The sequence below is a fragment of the Enterobacter sp. MGH119 genome (assembly GCF_001037675.1).
Classification (GTDB): domain Bacteria; phylum Pseudomonadota; class Gammaproteobacteria; order Enterobacterales; family Enterobacteriaceae; genus Enterobacter; species Enterobacter hormaechei_C.
Genome location: NZ_KQ089930.1, coordinates 665,663 through 687,160 on the forward strand (window position 1 = coordinate 665,663; position 21,498 = coordinate 687,160).

At 56.1% G+C, this 21,498-nt stretch carries 18 protein-coding genes; 10 read left to right on the top strand and 8 right to left on the bottom strand.

What is annotated here, in order from left to right:
• The first annotated feature begins 100 nt into the window (after positions 1-100).
• Entirely contained in the window at positions 101-1,027 is a 927-nt protein-coding gene (gene aaeR / locus SK53_RS14570; protein WP_003860415.1) for an HTH-type transcriptional activator AaeR, read from the top strand.
• A 49-nt stretch (positions 1,028-1,076) separates the two neighbouring features.
• Here the strand turns inward: aaeR and tldD are convergent, their stop codons facing one another.
• The 8 genes from tldD to csrD all read right to left on the bottom strand — a co-directional run bounded on the left by tldD (position 1,077) and on the right by csrD (position 13,350).
• The gene (tldD, locus tag SK53_RS14575; RefSeq protein WP_003860414.1) at positions 1,077-2,522 is read right to left on the bottom strand and encodes a metalloprotease TldD; all 1,446 of its coding nucleotides are present in this window, start codon (positions 2,520-2,522) and stop codon (positions 1,077-1,079) included.
• Between the two features lie 83 nt (positions 2,523-2,605).
• On the bottom strand, positions 2,606-6,412 hold the full coding sequence (gene yhdP, locus SK53_RS14580) for an AsmA2 domain-containing protein YhdP (RefSeq protein WP_048209696.1): 3,807 nt from the start codon (positions 6,410-6,412) through the stop codon (positions 2,606-2,608).
• A 42-nt stretch (positions 6,413-6,454) separates the two neighbouring features.
• Complete coding sequence (gene rng / locus SK53_RS14585) at positions 6,455-7,924, bottom strand: ribonuclease G (protein ID WP_003860405.1); 1,470 nt, start codon at positions 7,922-7,924, stop codon at positions 6,455-6,457.
• Entirely contained in the window at positions 7,914-8,507 is a 594-nt protein-coding gene (locus SK53_RS14590) for a Maf family protein (RefSeq protein ID WP_003860403.1), read from the bottom strand. Before SK53_RS14590 ends, rng begins: the two co-directional genes overlap by 11 nt.
• Before the next feature lie 9 nt (positions 8,508-8,516).
• Positions 8,517-9,005, bottom strand: coding sequence for a rod shape-determining protein MreD (mreD, locus tag SK53_RS14595; protein WP_003860402.1), 489 nt, complete (start codon positions 9,003-9,005; stop codon positions 8,517-8,519).
• Positions 9,005-10,021 (bottom strand): rod shape-determining protein MreC, encoded by a 1,017-nt coding sequence (gene mreC / locus SK53_RS14600; RefSeq protein ID WP_003860400.1) that lies wholly within the window; start codon positions 10,019-10,021, stop codon positions 9,005-9,007. Before mreC ends, mreD begins: the two co-directional genes overlap by 1 nt.
• 62 nt (positions 10,022-10,083) lie before the next feature.
• The gene (gene mreB, locus SK53_RS14605) at positions 10,084-11,127 is read right to left on the bottom strand and encodes a rod shape-determining protein MreB (protein WP_000913396.1); all 1,044 of its coding nucleotides are present in this window, start codon (positions 11,125-11,127) and stop codon (positions 10,084-10,086) included.
• Between the two features lie 282 nt (positions 11,128-11,409).
• On the bottom strand, positions 11,410-13,350 hold the full coding sequence (gene csrD / locus SK53_RS14610) for an RNase E specificity factor CsrD (RefSeq protein WP_003860399.1): 1,941 nt from the start codon (positions 13,348-13,350) through the stop codon (positions 11,410-11,412).
• Between the two features lie 182 nt (positions 13,351-13,532).
• Between csrD and SK53_RS14615 the strand changes: the two genes are divergently transcribed.
• From SK53_RS14615 to prmA, 9 genes are all read left to right on the top strand, one after another.
• Positions 13,533-14,507 carry an acrylyl-CoA reductase (NADPH) gene (locus SK53_RS14615; protein ID WP_048209699.1) on the top strand — a complete coding sequence of 325 codons (975 nt, stop codon included), beginning with the start codon at positions 13,533-13,535 and terminating at the stop codon, positions 14,505-14,507.
• A gap of 77 nt (positions 14,508-14,584) precedes the next feature.
• Positions 14,585-15,586 carry a protein-methionine-sulfoxide reductase catalytic subunit MsrP gene (msrP, locus tag SK53_RS14620; protein WP_003860395.1) on the top strand — a complete coding sequence of 334 codons (1,002 nt, stop codon included), beginning with the start codon at positions 14,585-14,587 and terminating at the stop codon, positions 15,584-15,586.
• Entirely contained in the window at positions 15,587-16,186 is a 600-nt protein-coding gene (gene msrQ / locus SK53_RS14625; RefSeq protein ID WP_003860393.1) for a protein-methionine-sulfoxide reductase heme-binding subunit MsrQ, read from the top strand.
• 234 nt (positions 16,187-16,420) lie between these two features.
• On the top strand, positions 16,421-16,873 hold the full coding sequence (gene aroQ, locus SK53_RS14630; protein ID WP_003860391.1) for a type II 3-dehydroquinate dehydratase: 453 nt from the start codon (positions 16,421-16,423) through the stop codon (positions 16,871-16,873).
• Positions 16,874-16,894: 21 nt separating this feature from the next.
• Entirely contained in the window at positions 16,895-17,359 is a 465-nt protein-coding gene (gene accB / locus SK53_RS14635) for an acetyl-CoA carboxylase biotin carboxyl carrier protein (protein WP_003860389.1), read from the top strand.
• A gap of 10 nt (positions 17,360-17,369) precedes the next feature.
• Positions 17,370-18,719 (top strand): acetyl-CoA carboxylase biotin carboxylase subunit, encoded by a 1,350-nt coding sequence (gene accC, locus SK53_RS14640; protein WP_003860388.1) that lies wholly within the window; start codon positions 17,370-17,372, stop codon positions 18,717-18,719.
• Between the two features lie 108 nt (positions 18,720-18,827).
• A complete protein-coding gene (locus SK53_RS14645) occupies positions 18,828-19,070 on the top strand; it encodes a YhdT family protein (RefSeq protein WP_003860385.1) in 243 nt (80 codons plus the stop codon).
• Positions 19,060-20,511, top strand: coding sequence for a sodium/pantothenate symporter (gene panF, locus SK53_RS14650; protein WP_023323805.1), 1,452 nt, complete (start codon positions 19,060-19,062; stop codon positions 20,509-20,511). Before SK53_RS14645 ends, panF begins: the two co-directional genes overlap by 11 nt.
• A gap of 11 nt (positions 20,512-20,522) precedes the next feature.
• The gene (gene prmA / locus SK53_RS14655; protein WP_003860381.1) at positions 20,523-21,404 is read left to right on the top strand and encodes a 50S ribosomal protein L11 methyltransferase; all 882 of its coding nucleotides are present in this window, start codon (positions 20,523-20,525) and stop codon (positions 21,402-21,404) included.
• The last annotated feature ends 94 nt before the right edge of the window (positions 21,405-21,498 follow it).

The window sequence follows — 21,498 nt, forward strand, 5'->3', positions numbered from 1 at the left end:
AGAGTGGCGCAGCCGTTATGTAATTAATAATATATTAACGTAACTGTTATGCTGTTATCTATCATATGTGATCTAAATCACTTTTAAGCCAGAGTGAATAATGGAACGTCTAAAACGCATGTCCGTCTTTGCGAAAGTGGTTGAGCAAGGCTCTTTTACCGCCGCAGCACGTCAGCTACAAATGAGCGTCTCATCCATTAGCCAGACAGTGTCAAAACTGGAAGATGAGCTTCAGGTGAAGCTGCTCAACCGCAGCACCCGCAGCATCGGGCTGACGGAAGCGGGTAAAATTTACTATCAGGGCTGCCGTCGAATGCTGCATGAAGTGCAGGACGTTCACGAGCAGCTCTATGCCTTTAACAACACGCCTATCGGCACGCTGCGTATAGGGTGTTCTTCAACTATGGCACAAAATGTTCTCGCTGCCATGACGGCGGAAATGCTGAAAGAGTATCCCGGTTTAACCGTTAATCTGGTTACGGGCATTCCGGCACCGGACCTGATTGCCGATGGGTTAGACGTGGTGATCCGCGTTGGCGCGTTGCAGGACTCTAGCCTGTTCTCGCGTCGACTGGGCAGCATGCCGATGGTGGTCTGCGCTTCGAAAAGCTACCTGGCACAGTATGGCGTGCCGGAGAAACCTGCCGATCTGAGCAACCACTCGTGGCTGGAATACAGCGTTCGGCCAGATAACGAATTTGAACTGATCGCGCCGGAAGGGCTTTCCACTAAACTGCTGCCTGAAGGCCGCTTCGTCACCAACGATCCGATGACCATCTCACGCTGGCTGGTGGCCGGGGCCGGGATCGCCTACGTACCGCTGATGTGGGTGATCAACGAGATCAACAGCGGCGTACTGGAGATCCTCTTCCCGCGCTACCAGTCCGATCCGCGTCCGGTGTACGCGCTCTATACGGAAAAGGACAAGCTGCCGCTGAAGGTGCAGGTCTGTATTAACTATCTGACGGACTATTTTGTGGAAGTGGCGGAGCTGTTTCAGGGCATGCGGGGCAGAAGGAAAGAGTAGGCTTTTCCCCTCTCCCCGTTGGGGAGAGGGTTAGGGTGCGGGGGAAAATTTACGCCGTGCCGCCCACCGTCAGATTATCTACTTTCAGCGTAGGCTGACCGACGCCCACAGGCAGGCTCTGGCCCTCTTTGCCGCAAACGCCCACGCCGTTATCCAGCTTCAGATCGTTACCCACCATGGAAATCTGCTGCATGGCCTCAATGCCGGAGCCAATCAGGGTTGCGCCTTTCACCGCTTTGGTCACTTTGCCCTTCTCAATCAGATACGCCTCTGAGGTAGAGAAGACAAATTTGCCGGAGGTGATATCCACCTGACCGCCACCAAAGTTTGGCGCGAAGATCCCGTAATCAACGGATTCGATAATCTCCTGCGGCGTGGATTTGCCCGGCAACATGTAGGTGTTGGTCATGCGCGGCATCGGCAGGTGCGCGTAGGATTCACGACGGCCGTTACCCGTTGGCGCTACGCCCATCAGGCGCGCGTTAAGCTTGTCCTGCATGTAGCCTTTCAGTACGCCGTTTTCGATCAGCACATTGTACTGGCCCGGCGTGCCTTCATCGTCGATAGAAATCGAGCCGCGACGGTCGAGCATGGTGCCATCATCCACCACGGTACACAGTTCGGAGGAGACAAGCTGCCCCATCTGACCGCTGAATACGGACGTCCCGCGACGGTTGAAATCACCCTCAAGGCCGTGACCGACCGCTTCGTGCAGCAGCACGCCAGGCCAGCCTGCGCCCAGAACCACCGGCAGCGTACCGGCAGGAGCCGCCACGGCAGACAGGTTGACCAGCGCCATGCGCACGGCTTCTTTTGCCCACGCATCCGCGCGCGCTTCGCCGTCAACGTCGCCGAGGAACCAGTCGTAGCCAAAACGACCGCCGCCACCGCTTGAGCCGCGCTCGCGCTTGCCGTCGTCTTCAACCTGCACGCTGATAGAGAGACGCACCAGCGGGCGAACATCCGCCGCCAGGGTACCGTCCGTCGCCGCCACCAGGATCAGTTCATAAACACCGGTCAGGCTGGCAGAGACTTCCTGCACGCGTTTATCCGCCGCGCGAGCCACTTTGTCCACGCGACGCAGGATGTCGAGCTTCTCTTCGCGGCTCATGCTTTGCAGCGGGTCGATGCTGGTATAGAGCGCAGCGTGCTGCACTTCACCCAGCGTTTTCACGCGACCATCTCCGGTATCACGCACAATGGTGCGCGCGGCCTGCGCGCTCTGCTCAAGTGCGGCGAGGCTAATCTGATCGGCATAAGCAAAACCGGTTTTCTCCCCGCTGACGGCGCGCACGCCGACGCCCTGGTCGATGTTGTAAGAGCCATCTTTAATGATGCTGTCTTCTAAAACCCAGGATTCGTGATAGCTCGACTGGAAATAGAGATCGCCGTAGTCGAGGCGGCGTTCGGTCAGTTGACCAAGAATGGAGAACAGGTCCTGATGGCTCAGGCCGTTCGCTGCGAGCAAATGTTCACTTACCAGGTTCAGACTCATCTATTGCTACTCGTTCGTTGCCGCCCGTGGCGGTATAAAGATCGTATTTATTGAGAGTGAGGCAATTACCTGCCCACGTCAAATCATTGCGGTGCTTCTTTGCGCGGCTGGCGCAGCACCTCGTTAATCTGCGGTTTATCGACCGGACCGGTAATGCGATAGCGCAGAATAGAGACCTTGCTCCACAGCGGCCCCAGCACTTTACTGGCGGCAAACACCGCCGCACCGACAATCGGGTTCACCACAAAGGCCGCCGCAACGCCCACGCTTGCGGAAATTTCCGGCGCCACCACGGCTTCCATATCCAGTTCGCGACGCACGAGGTTGACCGAGCCTTTCATGGCGATATCCGCTTCCAGGCCATCCACCAGCGTATCGTCCGTATGCAGAACGCCGTCTTTGATCCACGCCGTACTGCGAATGGAATCGTAGTAGAAACCTTCGCTGAAGGTGTCGCTGAAATCGAAGCGCAGCTTGCGCAGCAGCGCATCAAAACTCAGCAGGCGCAGGATCTGCCCGGCGCGCCCCGTGCTCACGTCGGCAATCTCACCCTTACCGAAGTTGGTTTTCAGGATGCCGTTAAGCGAAGCTTCATCGGGTGTCCACGGCGCAGCGCGCCAGTGCAGATCGTAATTCACATCGAAGGACGATCCGCGAAGCGGCGTGCTAATGCCGAAGAAGTTAGCCGCGGCGTCCAGCTTATTGCCTTTAATATCGCCTTTCAGCGAGGTGCGTTGTTCACCCGGTTTGTTCACCCATTCGCCCGCGGCAGTCATGCGGCCAAAGCCGGTATCCACCAGCCCACCAGAGAGGCTCAGCGTATTTCCCTGAATGGCAAAATCACCGTCGATACGGCCATATTTCTGTCCCCACAGCCAGCACTCCGCGCAGCGCAGCTGGAGATCGGGCCAGCCGCTGAAATCCACGCGCGACGTCCCATTGCCACTGACAGGAGAAGTGCTTGTCGACTCTGCTTTAGACGCCGTAAAGGTCGGATTGTAATAGAGATAACGGATAGCCGCCTGCCATGGCGCGTGATCGCGCATGATCAACGAACCGTTGATCTCACGCCCCTGCGCCTCGACCTTTGAGCCGTTTACCGTCGGCCGGGAGACAATACTCAGGTTGTTCCACTGCTGCCCGCCCAGCGTCAGCGCAGGCGTGCGCAAGGTAATGGACTGCGGGAACTGCGCCGTTTGGTCGACGTTTTGCCCGACACCTTTCTGGAACAGTGCCAGCCACTCTGCGCCATCCATCGGCGGGAGATTCAGTTCAACGCCCGCCTGCTCCGGCAGCGGCGGCGTGGTACGGCTGTCCGTCGTCCAGATCGCCCTGTCCAGCGTCAGCTTGCGGTTAAGCAGCCAGCGGCTGTTGAAGTGGTTTGTTCCGCCCGCGTTTCCGGTTAAATCGAAGCTGTTAAGGTTGCCCGCAACCTTAACGTTGACGGGCAATGCTTCACCGCTTTTTTTATTCAGCGGCGCGGGAAGCTGGCTGCTGAGGTTTTTTAGATCGCCCGTAATGTCGACGTTATAGCGCGCACCGGCATGATAAGGCAGGTCGATGGCGACCTTGCCATTCCATGACACCGCACCGTCCACCGCATTCTCAATCGGCTTCGGCAGAACATCCATGCGTGACGGCTGCCAGTTCGCGTCCATATTGACCGCCACCTGGTAGGCTTTATCGCCCTCGGTGGTGGAGAAATCGATATTAACGGGTTGATTGAACCAGGTCGCTTTAAGCGGCTCACTTTTCAGCGTGCCGTTAACAAAGCTGAACTGACCGCTGAGGTTTTTCAGGGTGCTGTCCAGCGGCTTGATATAGAGGCTGTTGTTATTAAGGCGAACGTCGCCTTTGGCGGTGGTCAATTCACCGTCCAGCGGGATATCCAGATGTAAGCGAGCATTCACATCGCCATCTAACTGCAACTGCTGAAGGGTGGCTGCCAGGGAGTCATTCAGCGGCGTATCTTCAAAGTACGGGCCAACCGCTTTACCCGGCCCCTTAATATCCGCATCAATCAGCAGCTTCTCTTTGGAATAATCCGGGATGTTTGCCGTCAGGTTGCTTGCCGTTACGCCGCCCAGCGCGACGCTGTCCGTCTTCATCCACAAGCCGTCATTCAGGAAGTTGAGTTCAATATCCAGATTCTTCAGCGCCGGCCAGTCTGGCTGGAAGGCATAGGTGGCGTTGCGTAGCGGCACCAGAACCTGGAACTGGCCTTCGTTGTGCTTATACGGGAACAGGTGCGGGTTGCCGCCGTAGACCAGCGTGGCGTTATCCGCCTGGCCGCCCTGAATAGCGCCGCTGAGATAGTCCACCAGCGCTTTCCCCATCAGGTTTTCCGGGAAGTAGCGCCACGCCTGCGAACCGTCATCCGTGCTGATGCCCGCCAGAATACCCAGCCACGGCTCATCGCCTTCAGGCTGTAGATAACGGAAATTACCGCGGGCATGTACCGCTTTGGCTTTTACATCAATATCGCGGCCATCGAGCTGAAAACCTTTGTCATTCTTCAGCCAGTTGAGAGTGGCATTTCCCTTTTCGATCTCCAGTGGCGCACGGAAGACCGTTTCGTACGGCATTTTCGCGTCCTGCATTTCTGCCGTCAGCCTGCCGTTTTCCACGCTTCCTTCCAGTTTACCGCTGAAGTGCTCGGCACCCGGCAGCAGTTTCCACTGTTTCCATGCGAGATTTTTCCATGCCGCCTGAAAACGCGTCTTTTCCGTAGCCTGGAGCGGAATATCCAGCGCCAGCCGGTTTATCTGCCCGCTCGGCTGCGTCGCCAGCCAGATTTCGCCCAGCTCCGGTGAAAGTTTTGCGGCCATTGAACGCAGCCCTTCGATCGCCGTCAGATCCAGGTTACTGGCGCGGATACGCAGCTCGTCGCTGCGTTTACCGTTTATCCCGCCGACGTCCTGTTCCGGCATCCACGCCAGCGTCAGCGCGCCGCGCGGCCAGGGTTTGTTATCCATGGAGATGCGCGTATCCGGAATGGCGAACTGCCAGCCGCCTTTATCCTGCGTCACGTGTGCGGTGAGGTTATCGACGGAAAGTTGATGCTGATGGTTTTCCCCTTTCCAGCTCGCGCCCCCCTGCTTAAGCCAGATATCGCCGCTGGCGAACGCCCCGTTCGTCAGCGTCATCCAGCCTTCCAGGCTGAAGCGCGCGGTCTCCAGCTGCATGTTCTGCTGTAGCCACTCACCGAGCCACGGCTTCACGTCCACGTCGTCCGCCTGTAGCCAGACCCTGCCGTTGTTCAGCAGGCCATTGTCGTCACGCAGATCCATCCGCACCTGCATAACCCCGTGCTGCCCGTTCAGGCTGGAGAGATTCACCTGCCCCTCGGCGCGGTGGCGATCTTTCCCGTTTAACCAGGTCAGCTGTGGGATCGCCAGCTCAGCGCGCTGACCGGAAAGAGTAATAAAGCTCACTTCGCTGTCGCGCAGATCGAAATGATCGAACTGCCGCAGGAACAGATCGCTGATACGGCTGGTTTCCAGCCCTCGATCGCTGTCGCCGCTTTGCAGCGACGTGTTAGTCATCAGCTGAAGTTGCCAGAAGGTGAGATCGCGAAACTGCCAGCGCAGATGCAGCAGGCTTTGCCAGACATCCAGCGCCAGGGTGACGCGTTTGATTTTGAGGTGGCCGCCATCTTTCAGGCTGGCGTGGATATCCCGCGCATCTAGCGTCGGGCCAAAGTTCTGCCAGCTTGCCTCGATATGACTCACGTCCACCGGCAGGCCGGTGGCGGATTCGATTTTTGCCAGTATCTGCGGACGCCAGCTGTCCAGATGCGGCAAGGCGAGACGCAGCCCGCTCACGAGCAACGCGACAATCACGACCAGCGTTGCCCCTGTAAGCAGTAAAATCCCCGGCAATCGCCTCACGCGTCTCTCCTTGTCAGCCTTAAATCTCGCAGCGAACTGCGTTTACATCATGACGACGTCAAACTGCTCCTGGTTATAGAGCGGCTCAATTTGCACTTTTACCTGTTTGCCGACAAAGATTTCCACTTCCGCCAGCGCGTGCGACTCTTCCCCTTTCAGGGCCTCCGCCACCGCAGGGGAAGCATAGACCAGAAAACGGTCTGAGTCGTAGGCATGATGGACACGGACAATTTCACGCATGATCTCGTAGCAGACCGTCTCCACCGTCTTTACCGTTCCGCGTCCATGGCAGGTTGGACACTCATTACACAGGACATGTTCCACGCTTTCGCGGGTCCGTTTCCGGGTCATTTCCACAAGACCGAGCTGCGAGAAGCCATTGATGCTGGTTTTCACGCGGTCCTTACTCAGCGCCTGCTCCAGAGAGTGCAGCACGCGACGGCGGTGATCTTCATTGTTCATATCGATAAAGTCGATGATGATAATGCCGCCCAGATTACGCAGGCGAAGCTGACGCGCGATGGCCTGCGTCGCTTCGATGTTGGTGTTGAAGATGGTGTCATCGAGGTTGCGATGGCCGACAAACGCGCCGGTGTTGATATCGACGGTGGTCATCGCTTCGGTTTGATCGATGATCAGATAGCCACCCGATTTCAGCTCAACCTTACGCTCCAGCGCACGCTGGATTTCGTTTTCAACGTCATAGAGGTCAAATATCGGCTGGCGTCCGGTGTAATGCTCCAGCAGACCCGGCATTTCCGGGATGTACTCGGCGGTGAACTCCAGTAAGGCTTCGTACGTCAGACGGGAGTCCACGCGGATGCGGTCAAGCTGGGCGTCGGCGAAATCACGTAATACGCGCTGAGCGAGCGCCAGCTCACCGTACAGCCGGTAGCGGGTCTGGTTGCGTTTTTTACGCTCCATCACTTTGGTCCAGACGCGCTTCAGGTAGGCCGCATCCGAGGCGAGATCTTCTTCGCTGATCCCTTCCGCCGCGGTACGGATAATAAACCCGCCCTGCTCGTCGCAGTAGGCGCTGACCACCTTTTTCAGGCGCTCACGCTCGCTTTCGCTCTCAATACGCTGTGACACGCCGACGTGCGACGCCCCCGGCATAAACACCAGGTAGCGTGAAGGCAGGGTGATGTCGGTGGTCAGACGCGCGCCTTTAGTGCCCAGCGGATCTTTTACCACCTGCACCATCAGATCCTGGCCCTGACGCACCAGCTCAGAGATGTCGCGCACGGCAAACTGCTTTTGCTCTTCGCCTGCCACACATTCGGTGTGCGGCATGATATCGGAGGCATGTAAAAACGCCGCCTTATCGAGCCCAATATCTACAAAAGCCGCCTGCATACCCGGCAGGACACGACTGACACGACCTTTGTAGATATTGCCTACGATTCCGCGTCGCGCTTCACGCTCAATATGAATTTCCTGAAGAATGCCACCATCAATGTAGGCCACACGGGTTTCCGATGGCGTTACGTTTACCAACAATTCAGCCGTCATAATTATCCCTTCCCTCACGCAGTGAGTTAAAATTGCTCAGCAACTCATACGTTTCCACCAGCGGTAAGCCGACTACGGCGTGATAGCTGCCATTTATCTTCCTGACAAAACAGCCACCCAACCCTTGAATACCGTATGCACCTGCTTTATCCATAGGTTCACCGCTGGCGATATAGCCGGCGATCTCCTCGTCGGTGAGGACTCTGAACGTCACTTCCGTTACCACAAGGCAATCCAGAACGTACTGGCTGTCTGCCAGCGCTACCGCCGTCATCACCTGATGGGTTTGTCCGGACATGTTACGCAGCATCCGCGCCGCATGGTCTGCGTCGCGGGGTTTCTCAAGCACCTCACCATTGAGAATGACAATGGTATCCGCACCCAGCACCGGTAAGTCACGCGGCACGCATGCCACGCCCGCCTGCGCTTTTTCACGCGCCAGACGAGAGACATACTGCTGAGCGCTTTCACCCTCAGCGCGTTTTTCTTCAATACCGGTAACGATGCGTTCGAAGGAGACACCCAACTGCGCGAGCAGTTCCTGGCGACGCGGAGAACCGGAGGCAAGATACAAAGACGTCATAGAAACCTTTTATTGCACGGCAAACTGCTGGCGAATTTTACGCATCAGCAGGAACAGCCACGGCCAGAGCACACCGTTTACTACACTACTCCAGAACACTTCCGGTCGGAAAGAGACGTTGATCACTAAAAACTCTGCCCAGAAAACAACGATATCCGCAGCGAGCGACAACAACATCACCACCAGCGCCTGTTGCCAGAGCGCAAGGTTACGAAAGAGCTGGAATTTGAGTGCGACGAGATACGCAATAATGCTCATGGATAAGGCGCGGACGCCAAGCGTAGAGCCACTGATAAGATCCAGTATGGCACCCATCACAAAACCTGTGCCGACATTTACGCGGTGCGGCAGGGCAAGGATCCAGTAGAGCAAAATGAGCAATACCCAGTTTGGCCGGAAAACAAGAATGTCGTCCGGCCAGGGCATAATTTGCAGCAACAGTGCAACGAGGAATGAGAGCCAGATTACCCAGCGCCCCTGGCTACGATAACTGGCCACTACTGCCCTCCACCCGAGACTTGCGGCGGTGGCGGCGCATCCGGCAGCGGCTGCGTTAACCCCGTCGCCGGAGCCGGTACGGGTGCAGGTGGTCCCATCGCATCCGGCGCAGGCAGTACCTGCGGCATCATCTGCATCAGGCGTTCATTCGCCACGCGATGCACATCTTCCGGGGTCATCGGGTTAGCTCCGTTACGATCGGCGCCCCACAGCAGCAGCAGGTAGCGCAAACGCTGCAAGCCGGCCGTTGGACGCGCCTGAATCACGGTGTAGGCACGCTGAGTGTCGAGCTTCACGGAAGAGACAACCGCAACCGGGTAGCCCTCAGGGAAACGACCGCCCAGACCGGACGTCACTAGCACGTCGCCCACGCGGATATCCGTGTTGGCGGGCAGATGTTCCAGTTGCAGATCGTCCGTGCAGCCGTTACCGGCGGCAATCACGCGAATATCGTTACGCAGCACCTGAATCGGCAGTGCATGGGTGGCATCGCAAATCAGCAGCACGCGGCTGGTCAGTTTAGCAACCGCCACAACCTGGCCCACGACGCCTTTATCGCTGATGACAGGCTGACCTTCGTATACGCCGTTCACGCTGCCTTTATCAATCACCACCTGATCGCTGTACGGATCGTTTACGGTGGAGATCACCTGGGTGACCATTTTCTGTTCATCCTGGCGCAGCGGCGAGCCAAGCAGTTCACGCAGGCGTGCGTTTTCCTGCTTATATTGCCCCAGCATCAGCAGCTCGCTGTTTTTCAGCAGCAGTTCCTGGCGTAACGCACGGTTTTCGAGTTCGAGCTGGTCACGCGATGAGAGCGTTTGCGACACGGAGTCGAGCAGTTCACGGGGACCATTTGAAATAAAGTAGAAAGGACTGACGGCGGTATCCATGTACGTTCGGATCTGGCTGAACGTACCGAGGCGGCTATCGGCAATAATGACCCCGAGCGCAACCAGAACCGCCAGGATCAGGCGAAACTGTAGCGACGGGCCACGGCTAAAAATTGGCTTCATAGGCTATGCGTATTCTCGCGTCAGAGAGAAAGGGTAGCAAATTGCTACCCTCTCACACCCGACTACTCTTCGCTAAACAAGTCGCCGCCGTGCATGTCGATCATTTCCAACGCCTTGCCACCACCACGGGCGACGCAAGTCAGTGGATCTTCTGCAACTACGACAGGAATACCTGTCTCTTCCATTAACAGGCGGTCGAGGTTACGCAGCAGCGCACCACCACCGGTCAGCACCATACCGCGCTCGGAGATATCGGAAGCCAGCTCTGGCGGGCACTGTTCCAGCGCAACCATCACCGCGCTCACGATACCGGTCAGTGGCTCCTGCAACGCTTCCAGGATTTCGTTGGAGTTCAGGGTGAATCCGCGTGGCACGCCTTCCGCCAGGTTACGACCGCGAACTTCGATCTCGCGCACTTCATCACCCGGGTAGGCAGAACCGATTTCGTGCTTGATGCGCTCTGCGGTCGCTTCACCGATCAGAGAGCCGTAGTTACGGCGAACGTAATTGATGATAGCTTCGTCGAAACGGTCGCCGCCGATACGCACGGAAGAGGAGTACACCACGCCGTTCAGGGAGATAACGGCTACTTCAGTGGTACCGCCACCGATATCCACCACCATAGAACCGGTTGCTTCAGAAACCGGCAGACCCGCACCAATTGCCGCAGCCATCGGTTCTTCAATCAGGAAGACTTCACGCGCACCGGCACCCTGAGCAGATTCACGGATTGCACGGCGTTCAACCTGGGTCGCGCCAACCGGCACACACACCAGCACGCGCGGGCTTGGGCGCATGAAGCTGTTGCTGTGAACCTGCTTGATGAAGTGCTGAAGCATTTTTTCGGTCACGAAGAAGTCAGCAATAACGCCGTCTTTCATTGGGCGGATCGCGGCGATGTTGCCCGGCGTACGGCCCAGCATCTGCTTCGCATCATGACCTACTGCGGCCACGCTTTTTGGCGAGCCGGCACGATCCTGACGAATGGCCACAACGGAAGGCTCATTCAATACGATGCCTTGTCCTTTTACATAAATAAGGGTATTCGCGGTACCCAGGTCAATGGACAGGTCATTGGAAAACATGCCACGAAATTTTTTCAACATACTAAGGGATAATCCTGAAAGCTGGGGCGGAAAACAAAATCCGCTTACTTTACCAACCACACGCAGCAGCGACAAGGCGCAAAAATCGTCTGCTACGGTGAAAATTAGTGCAGCACGTTTCCTTTGTTACAAATTCATCCCCTGAATCCCTCAGGGCTGAGTAAACAGCAGCGTCCCTCACTTTCACTTGTAACCCATTAAAGGTCGTTCACTGGCTTTTATGCTCGTCTTACTCAAAGCTACAGGCGCGATATTCTACGTGAAAACAAAGTAAACGGCAGGTCAAACAGAGTATCTTTGCAAATATTTTTTCACATTGGTGTCAAGCGGCTGAGAGGCGGCAAAAAAATCCCCCTGACCGCCCGTCACGCCGCGCTCTGTCAACATCTGCCATTCACTTCGTGAACGTACGCCTGTGGCAAATACTTGCGTTTGCGTTCCTTTGCACGCTTCCACCAGGCTTTGTACCAGCAGCTGGTTTTCCGTGCGTTTTTCAATATTCCTTACCAGACCCGGATGCAGCTTCAATAATTCAACATCCAGCTCTTTGATCCAGCTGGTGCTCACCAGCGTCAGACCCGCCTGGGTTACCGCCACGCGAGCTCCAAGCGCATTGATTAAACGCACCACCGGGCGCAACCGGCTGATGTGTTGACCTACATCTGCCTCTGCAAGTTCAAAAATAATGCGTTTGCGTTGCGATTTTTCGCATTGCATTAACGTGTCACGTAACCAGCGCTGGAAGCGCGGACGGATCAGCGATTCGACGGTCACCTGTAAAGCCAGATTTTCTTCAGGCCAGTACGATAAAAACGGAATGAGGCGGGTGATTTGCTGACGGTCATACTCTTCGGACAATCCGAATTGCAACACCATGGGCAGATATTCCGCGGAGATAACCTCTTCGGTGCCATCAAAAATACGGCACATCAGCTCACGATGATGGACATGACCACTCTTCATGACCGCCGGTTTTTGATAGATGCGCGGTCCGCCCCGGCTCAGCATCTGTTCAATCAGGGTTCGCCAGCGCACGTTGCCGCGCCCTTTCTCAGGCAGCGTATCATCATAGACCGCCCAGCCGTTCGCCCCCTGCAATACGGCGTTACGCGTTGCCGCTTCCGCATGTTCCATCACCTGCTCCGTCGACTGACCGCCGCGCCAGGCACAGATGCCTATATGCACCATGTCGTCTCTGTCGAGCATTTTGCTCTGGGGCAGCGCATCGACGGCTTTCAGCAGCTGGCTGGCGATACTCTCGGACTCCTTTAAGGTGCGATGCGGCAGCAAGACGGCAAAATCGCTGCGGTGGTAGCGTGCCAGTAACGCGCCGGGGTAGCGCATAATAAAGGTGGACAGCAGGTTAATCAGCGTAAAGAGGTTCTCTTCCGCCACGCGCTGACCCCAGGTATCACGGAGCAGATCAAAGTCGGGCAGGCGAATCATCATTACCACGCCATGCGTACCCACCTTTTCGGGGTCATCAAGAAGGGTAGCCAGCTGATTATCAAAGAAGAGACGGTTGTTGAGGCCCGTTTTGTTATCCTGCGCGGCATAAGAGCGAATCAACGTGTCCATACGGCTACGCTGATCGCTGGCAAACTGGATTTCGGAGAGCAGCACGTCCAGGGCGCTACTGGTGCGTGATGGCCATTCATAAACCGATCCCCGCACCTGCGGACCCCGCTCGCCATTCAGTATCCGCACGGAGCGTGTTTCCAGCAGTTCCTGACCGGAAAGTTGACGACGCTGCCAGCGAACGGCGAGGAAAATCAGCAGTACGATAAAGGCAACTGCGATGGTTAAGGGCGCGGTGGTCATAAGCGAGCGTAAATAGTTGCTCATCGGATCCTGGTACATCAGATGAATTGTCATACCCGGATGTTTAAGTGAATTAACCGTGACGTCCCGATACTGATCTACCGTGCCGGCAGGACGATAGCTGCCCTGGCGGGTATGGCTGAAAACGGTCTGCTTCCCCTGTTTAATGTCGATCTGCACTATATCCACAGGCACCATTAACTCATCCAGCTCACGCGAAAGCGCCGGGAAGGAGGACGTTATCAGGCGAGTGTCGATAACCGATGCAACCGATTCAACCCGGTTAACCAGCTTATCCTGGATGGCATTGTAAAAGCTCAGCGAGCAGCCGATTAGCGTGACAAATATGGTCAGCCCCGTCAGCAAGGTAATAAAAGCTGAGAACTTCGTCGTTAATCGCATCCTTGAGATTACTCCGTGGGTTGAAGGGGGGCAAGTGAGCACTAACTTGCATTTTAAATGCGACATACTACCAAACCTGGTGTATCTGGCAATTTATTGCGTTAAATCGGCACTGCGTTTCATTGAGCGAGTATAGTCATCAGGACATATTTTCCCATCATCAAACCTAGTGAGGACCCTGTATGCAGGCTTTGATCTTAGAACAGCAGGACGGCAAAACCGTTGCCTCGGTGCAAGCCATTGAGGAGAACCGCCTGCCGGAGGGCGACGTGACCGTAGATATCGACTGGTCCAGCCTGAACTATAAGGATGCACTGGCGATTACGGGAAAAGGTAAAATCATCCGAAATTTCCCGATGGTGCCAGGAATCGACTTTGCAGGCCGCGTGCATACCAGTGAAGATCCGCGTTTTCACGCCGGACAGCAGGTGCTGCTCACCGGCTGGGGCGTAGGTGAAAACCACTGGGGCGGACTGGCAGCACAGGCGCGCGTCAAAGGTGACTGGCTGGTCCCGATGCCCAAAGGCCTGGACGGTCGTAAGGCGATGATCATCGGCACGGCAGGCTTCACCGCCATGCTGTGCGTGATGGCGCTGGAAGAGGCCGGGATCCGTCCTGAGTCGGGCGAAATTGTCGTCACTGGCGCCAGCGGCGGCGTGGGCAGCACGGCCGTCACGCTGCTGCACAAGCTGGGGTATCAGGTCGCCGCCGTCTCTGGCCGCGAAAGTACGCATGATTATCTACGTCAGCTGGGCGCAAGCCGCATTCTGAGCCGCGACGAATTTGCCGAGACCCGCCCGCTGGAAAAACAGGTCTGGGCTGGCGCAGTAGATACCGTCGGCGACAAAGTGCTGGCGAAGGTGCTGGCGCAAATGAATTACGGCGGCTGCGTGGCGGCCTGTGGTCTGGCGGGTGGATTTGCCCTGCCGACGACGGTGATGCCATTTATTCTGCGTAACGTGCGTCTTCAGGGTGTCGATTCGGTCATGACCCCAGCCGAGCGGCGGGTTGAGGCCTGGGAACGTCTGGTGCAGGATCTGCCAGCCTCATTCTATGAGCAGAGCGCCACTGAGATTACCCTGAGCCAGGCGCCAGAGTTCGCCAATAAAATCATGGACAACCAGTTCCACGGTCGTGCGCTGGTTAAAATCGCCTAATCTTCAAATTTTCGTGACATATTCGCGCTAACCCTCCTCCTCCGTCATGCTTAGAAAAACGCCTGACGGAGGATGCCATGAAAACCCGAAAACTGACGGAAGCCGACGTAACGTCTGAATCTGTCTTTATGCTACAGCGCCGCCAGATCCTGAAAATGCTTGGCATCAGCGCCACTGCCCTGACGCTCACCCCTGCGGCCCATGCCGATCTGCTCGACTGGTTTAAGGGCAACGATCGCCCGAAAGCCCCCTCCGGCGCACCGCTTGACTTCACCAAACCGGCACAGTGGCAGAATAAACTGACGCTGACGCCGGAAGATAAAGTCACCGGCTATAACAACTTCTATGAGTTTGGTCTTGATAAGGCCGATCCTGCCGCCAACGCCGGGAGCATGAAAACCGATCCCTGGACACTGAAGATAGATGGCGAGGTGGCAAAACCGCTGACGCTGGATCATCATGACCTCACCACCCGCTTCCCCCTTGAAGAACGCATTTACCGTATGCGCTGTGTGGAAGCCTGGTCGATGGTGGTGCCGTGGGTAGGTTTCCCTTTGCATAAACTGCTGGCGCTGGTTGAGCCCACCAGCAACGCGAAGTATGTTTCTTTCCAGACGCGCTATGCCCCGGACGAGATGCCAGGCCAGAAGGATCGGTTTATCGGCGGCGGGCTGGAGTATCCCTACGTTGAAGGTTTACGTCTCGACGAAGCCATGCATCCGCTTACGCTGCTCACCGTCGGGGTTTATGGCAAAGCGCTGCCGCCGCAAAACGGGGCGCCCATTCGCCTGACCGTACCGTGGAAATACGGTTTCAAGGGCATCAAATCGATCGTCAGCATTAAGCTCACCCGTGAACGCCCCCCCACCACCTGGAACCTGGCAGCGCCTGACGAGTATGGTTTTTTTGCCAACGTTAACCCGCACGTTGACCATCCGCGCTGGTCGCAGGCAACAGAACGTTTTATCGGTTCCGGCGGCGCGCTGGATGTTAAACGCCAGCCAACGCTGCTGTTTAACGGCTATGCGGATGAGGTGGCATCCCTCTACCGTGGTCTGAACTTACGGGAGAACTTCTAAGTGCGTTTAACGGCAAAGCAGATAACCTGGCTGAAGGTACTCCTGCATTTAGCCGGATTGCTCCCCTTTATCTGGCTCTTCTGGGCAGCCAGCCAGGGACAGTTCAGTGCCGATCCGGCGAAAGATATTCAGCATTTTACGGGTCGGATGGCTCTGAAATTTTTGCTGGCGACCTTGCTCGTCTCACCGCTGGCGCGCTACGCTAAACAGCCATTATTGATACGCACCCGTCGGCTTTTAGGGCTATGGTGTTTCGCCTGGGCAACGCTGCATCTCACCAGCTACGCCCTGCTGGAACTGGGCATTAACAACCTGGCACTCCTTGGCAGCGAACTGGTGACGCGTCCCTATCTGACGCTGGGTATCGTAAGCTGGCTGGTTTTACTGGCGCTAACGCTGACATCCACGCAGTATGCGCAGCGAAAACTGGGTCGACGCTGGCAACTACTGCATAACTTCGTCTATCTTGTCGCGATCCTCGCCCCTATTCATTACCTGTGGTCGGTGAAGATATTATCCCCTCAGCCGGTCATCTACGCCCTGCTGGCCCTGGCCCTTTTAGCGTGGCGTTACAAGAAGTTCCGCCAGTGGTTGCGATAGTTCACGAAACTGTGCGTTTTCCCGCAGATTATTTATCAACCGCGAATCTTTTTCGGATAGCGGTTGATAATCTTCCCTGATAAGACCAGTATTTAGCTGCCAAATGCTACGAAATCGTTATAATGTGCGACTTCGGTTTTCCGGACAGGGGTTTTAGGCCTCTGAAAGGGTGACAATTGCGCTTTGAGGGTATATGTTGTTTTTTACCCGAAGATCGCAGGAGATAGCGGCATAATGGCTGATAAATTCCAAATTTTAGTTTTAAACGGACCGAACCTGAACATGCTCGGCACCCGTGAGCCAGAGAAGTACGGCACGCTAACATTGAGCGAAATTGTTAACCGTCTGAGTACGGAAGCAGCGTCGCTGAATGTGGATTTGGACCATTTTCAGTCTAACGCGGAGTACGCAATCATCGACCGTATTCATCAGGCTAAAGACACTGTGGACTATATCCTGATCAATCCGGCCGCGTTTACGCACACCAGTGTTGCTATACGCGACGCACTGCTCGCGGTGAGTATCCCGTTTATCGAGATCCACCTGAGTAACGTGCACGCCCGAGAGCCGTTCCGCCACCACTCCTACCTGTCAGATATCGCCGCTGGCGTGATTTGTGGGCTGGGTGCAGACGGCTATTCATACGCTTTACAGACAGCGGTAAAACGCTTGTCACAATCACACTAAACAAGAGTACGGAACCCACTCATGGATATTCGTAAGATTAAAAAACTGATCGAGCTGGTTGAAGAATCAGGCATCTCCGAACTGGAAATTTCTGAAGGCGAAGAGTCTGTACGCATCAGCCGTGCAGCCCCAGCCGCTAGCTTCCCGGTAATGCAGCAAGCTTATGCTGCGCCAGTGCAGCAGCCTGCGCTCTCCGCAGCCGTTGCGCCAGCGGCAGCAGAAGCGGCACCTGCGGCTGCAACAGAAATCAGTGGTCACATCGTACGTTCCCCAATGGTTGGTACTTTCTACCGCACCCCGAGCCCGGACGCGAAGGCGTTCATCGAAGTGGGTCAGAAAGTCAACGTAGGCGATACCCTGTGCATCGTTGAAGCCATGAAAATGATGAACCAGATCGAAGCAGACAAATCAGGTACTGTGAAAGCGATCCTGGTCGAAAGTGGTCAGCCGGTAGAATTTGACGAGCCGCTGGTCGTCATCGAGTAACGAGGCGAACATGCTGGATAAAATTGTTATCGCCAACCGTGGCGAGATTGCACTGCGTATTCTTCGTGCCTGTAAAGAACTGGGCATCAAGACCGTGGCCGTGCATTCAAGCGCGGATCGCGATTTAAAACACGTATTGCTGGCGGATGAGACGGTCTGTATCGGTCCGGCTCCGTCCGTAAAAAGCTATCTGAACATCCCGGCGATCATCAGCGCCGCCGAAATCACTGGCGCGGTCGCGATTCACCCGGGTTATGGTTTCCTCTCTGAGAACGCCAACTTTGCTGAGCAGGTTGAACGCTCTGGCTTTATCTTCATCGGCCCGAAAGCCGACACCATCCGCCTGATGGGCGACAAAGTGTCTGCGATCACCGCGATGAAAAAAGCCGGTGTACCAACCGTACCGGGCTCTGACGGCCCGCTGACCGACGATATGGATGCTAACCGCGCCCATGCTAAACGCATTGGCTATCCGGTGATCATCAAAGCGTCCGGCGGCGGCGGCGGTCGCGGTATGCGCGTTGTACGCAGCGATGCTGAACTGGCGCAGTCCATCTCCATGACCAAAGCGGAAGCGAAAGCGGCTTTCAGCAATGACATGGTGTACATGGAAAAATACCTGGAAAACCCACGCCACATCGAAATTCAGGTGCTGGCTGACGGTCAGGGTAACGCGATCTATCTGGCAGAACGTGACTGCTCCATGCAGCGTCGTCACCAGAAAGTCGTCGAAGAAGCGCCAGCGCCGGGCATTACGCCGGAACTGCGTCGCTACATCGGTGAGCGTTGCGCCAAAGCGTGTGTCGATATCGGCTATCGCGGGGCGGGTACCTTTGAGTTCCTGTTCGAAAACGGCGAGTTCTACTTCATTGAGATGAACACCCGTATTCAGGTTGAACACCCGGTTACCGAAATGATCACCGGCGTTGACCTGATTAAAGAACAGCTGCGTATCGCAGCCGGTCAGCCGCTGTCCATCAAACAGGAAGAAGTTGTGGTTAAAGGCCATGCGGTAGAGTGCCGTATCAACGCCGAAGACCCGAACACCTTCCTGCCAAGCCCGGGTAAAATCACGCGTTTCCACGCGCCGGGTGGCTTTGGTGTGCGCTGGGAGTCCCATATCTACGCCGGTTACACCGTACCGCCGTACTATGACTCAATGATTGGTAAGCTGATCTGCTACGGCGAAAACCGTGACGTGGCCATTGCCCGCATGAAGAACGCCCTTCAGGAGCTGATCATCGACGGGATCAAAACCAACGTTGATCTCCAGATGCGCATTATGAGCGACGAGCACTTCCAGAATGGTGGGACTAACATCCACTACCTGGAGAAAAAACTCGGTCTGAACGAGAAGTAAGAGATCAGTGTTGCTAAAAGGCCGGATTATCCGGCCTTTTTTATTTCTGGGGATCGCTAAGCCCCATCATGTACAATCCCCGCTTTCTTCATCCACAAGGGACAAAAAATGGACAAACGTTTTGTTCAGGCCCATAAAGAAGCGCGCTGGGCGCTGTGGCTGACCCTTCTCTATCTCGCCGCATGGTTAGTAACTGCTTACTTACCTGATTCGGCAATTGGCATTACCGGCCTCCCGCACTGGTTTGAAATGGCCTGCCTGCTGCTGCCGCTGGTGTTTATCCTGCTGTGCTGGGCGATGGTGAAATTCATCTATCGCGATATTTCACTGGAGGACGATGATGCAGCTTGAAGTCATTCTGCCCCTTATCGCTTACCTGTTCCTGGTGTTTGGCCTGTCGGTTTATGCGATGCGTAAACGTTCGACCGGCACCTTTCTGAACGAGTATTTCCTCGGGAGCCGCTCAATGGGTGGCGTCGTGCTGGCCATGACGCTGACCGCTACTTACATCAGCGCCAGCTCGTTTATCGGTGGCCCGGGCGCCGCTTATAAGTACGGGCTGGGCTGGGTACTGCTGGCCATGATCCAGCTGCCTGCCATTTGGCTCTCTCTGGGCATATTGGGTAAAAAGTTTGCCATTCTGGCCCGTCGCTACAATGCCGTAACGCTGAACGATATGCTGTTTGCTCGCTATCAGAGTCGCTTGCTGGTATGGCTGGCAAGCCTGAGTCTGCTGGTGGCGTTTATTGGCGCAATGACGGTGCAGTTTATCGGCGGCGCACGTCTGCTGGAGACGGCAGCCGGTATCCCCTATGAGACGGGCCTGGTCATTTTCGGTGTGAGTATCGCGCTGTATACCGCGTTTGGCGGGTTCCGCGCCAGCGTACTCAACGACACGATGCAGGGGATGGTGATGCTCATTGGCACTCTCGTTCTGCTGGTGGGTATCGTGCATGCCGCAGGGGGCCTGAGCCATGCGGTTGAAACCCTGGAAGCGATCGATCCGAAACTGGTCTCGCCGCAGGGGGCGGATGACATCCTCTCTCCAACCTTTATGACCTCGTTCTGGGTGCTGGTGTGCTTTGGCGTGATTGGCCTGCCGCATACTGCCGTGCGCTGCATCTCATATAAAGACAGCAAAGCGGTGCACCGCGGGATCATTATCGGGACAATTGTGGTGGCGATCCTGATGTTTGGTATGCACCTGGCGGGCGCGCTGGGCCGCGCGGTTATCCCTGACCTTACCGTACCGGATCTGGTCATTCCGACCCTGATGGTGAAAGTGCTTCCGCCGTTTGCCGCCGGGATTTTCCTCGCCGCACCCATGGCGGCCATTATGTCGACCATCAACGCTCAGTTGCTGCAAAGTTCCGCTACGATCATTAAAGATCTCTATCTGAATTTGCGCCCTGAACAGGTCGAAAATGAGCGACGCCTCAAGCGTATGTCGGCGGTGATTACCCTGGTGCTGGGGGCGTTACTGCTGCTGGCCGCGTGGCGTCCACCGGAGATGATCATCTGGCTAAACCTGCTCGCCTTTGGCGGGCTGGAGGCCGTTTTCCTGTGGCCGCTGGTGCTGGGGCTGTACTGGGAACGCGCGAATGCCGCGGGTGCATTAAGCGGCATGATTGTCGGGGGCGTCCTGTATGCCGTTCTCGCCACGTTTAAAATTCAGTATCTGGGCTTCCATCCGATCGTGCCTTCGTTACTGTTAAGTTTACTGGCGTTTGTGGTGGGAAACCGTTTTGGTCGACCGGTGCCACAAACTGCCCTGATTTCTACTGACAAATAAAGAGTTTTGCCATGCCGTGGATCCAATTAAAACTGAACACAACCGGCGCGAACGCCGAAGAACTGAGTGATGCGCTGATGGAGGCCGGTTCGGTCTCTATCACCTTCCAGGACACGCATGACACGCCGGTCTTTGAGCCGCTGCCAGGCGAAACGCGCCTGTGGGGTGATACGGACGTTATCGGCCTGTTCGATGCAGAAACCGATATGAAAGAGGTCGTGGCGATTCTGGAAAACCATCCGCTGCTGGGCGCGGGTTTCGCGCATAAAATTGAACAGCTGGAAGACAAAGACTGGGAACGCGAGTGGATGGACAACTTCCATCCGATGCAGTTTGGTCAGCGTCTGTGGATCTGCCCAAGCTGGCGTGAAGTGCCCGATGAAAACGCCGTCAACGTGATGCTGGATCCGGGTCTGGCGTTCGGCACCGGTACCCACCCGACAACCTCCCTGTGCCTGCAATGGCTGGATGGCCTGGATCTGGAAGGCAAAACCGTGATCGACTTCGGTTGCGGATCCGGGATCCTTGCTATCGCAGCACTGAAACTGGGCGCGGCAAAAGCCATCGGGATCGACATCGATCCGCAGGCGATTCAGGCCAGCCGTGATAACGCCGAGCGTAATGGCGTTTCCGATCGCCTTGAACTGTATCTGCCCGATGCACAGCCAGAGGCGATGAAAGCCGATGTGGTGGTCGCGAATATCCTGGCTGGCCCATTACGCGAGCTGGCGCCATTAATCAGCGTGCTGCCGGTTGAAGGCGGTCTGCTGGGCCTGTCCGGTATCCTTGCCAGCCAGGCAGACAGCGTCTGTGAAGCCTACGCCGATCTCTTTGCGCTCGACCCGGTGGTCGAGAAAGAAGAGTGGTGTCGCATCACCGGTCATAAAAAATAAGCGTTTGGCGTGGTCGTCTGACCACGCCTTTTTCCTTCGGTTTTTTCTCCCGCCTTCTTCCTTTCTTCGATAAAATAACCCCACAAATCACAAT

Bases quoted from the DNA above. Each gene is read 5' to 3' on its own strand.
- SK53_RS14615 (WP_048209699.1), top strand. From the start codon at position 13,533: ATGCAGGCTTTGATCTTAGAACAGCAGGACGGCAAAACCGTTGCCTCG.
- msrP (WP_003860395.1), top strand. From the start codon at position 14,585: ATGAAAACCCGAAAACTGACGGAAGCCGACGTAACGTCTGAATCTGTC.
- accB (WP_003860389.1), top strand. From the start codon at position 16,895: ATGGATATTCGTAAGATTAAAAAACTGATCGAGCTGGTTGAAGAATCA.
- rng (WP_003860405.1), bottom strand. From the start codon at position 7,924: ATGACGGCTGAATTGTTGGTAAACGTAACGCCATCGGAAACCCGTGTG.
- aaeR (WP_003860415.1), top strand. From the start codon at position 101: ATGGAACGTCTAAAACGCATGTCCGTCTTTGCGAAAGTGGTTGAGCAA.
- tldD (WP_003860414.1), bottom strand. From the start codon at position 2,522: ATGAGTCTGAACCTGGTAAGTGAACATTTGCTCGCAGCGAACGGCCTG.
- csrD (WP_003860399.1), bottom strand. From the start codon at position 13,350: ATGCGATTAACGACGAAGTTCTCAGCTTTTATTACCTTGCTGACGGGG.
- mreB (WP_000913396.1), bottom strand. From the start codon at position 11,127: ATGTTGAAAAAATTTCGTGGCATGTTTTCCAATGACCTGTCCATTGAC.
- SK53_RS14645 (WP_003860385.1), top strand. From the start codon at position 18,828: ATGGACAAACGTTTTGTTCAGGCCCATAAAGAAGCGCGCTGGGCGCTG.
- mreC (WP_003860400.1), bottom strand. From the start codon at position 10,021: ATGAAGCCAATTTTTAGCCGTGGCCCGTCGCTACAGTTTCGCCTGATC.
- prmA (WP_003860381.1), top strand. From the start codon at position 20,523: ATGCCGTGGATCCAATTAAAACTGAACACAACCGGCGCGAACGCCGAA.
- aroQ (WP_003860391.1), top strand. From the start codon at position 16,421: ATGGCTGATAAATTCCAAATTTTAGTTTTAAACGGACCGAACCTGAAC.
- accC (WP_003860388.1), top strand. From the start codon at position 17,370: ATGCTGGATAAAATTGTTATCGCCAACCGTGGCGAGATTGCACTGCGT.
- SK53_RS14590 (WP_003860403.1), bottom strand. From the start codon at position 8,507: ATGACGTCTTTGTATCTTGCCTCCGGTTCTCCGCGTCGCCAGGAACTG.
- panF (WP_023323805.1), top strand. From the start codon at position 19,060: ATGCAGCTTGAAGTCATTCTGCCCCTTATCGCTTACCTGTTCCTGGTG.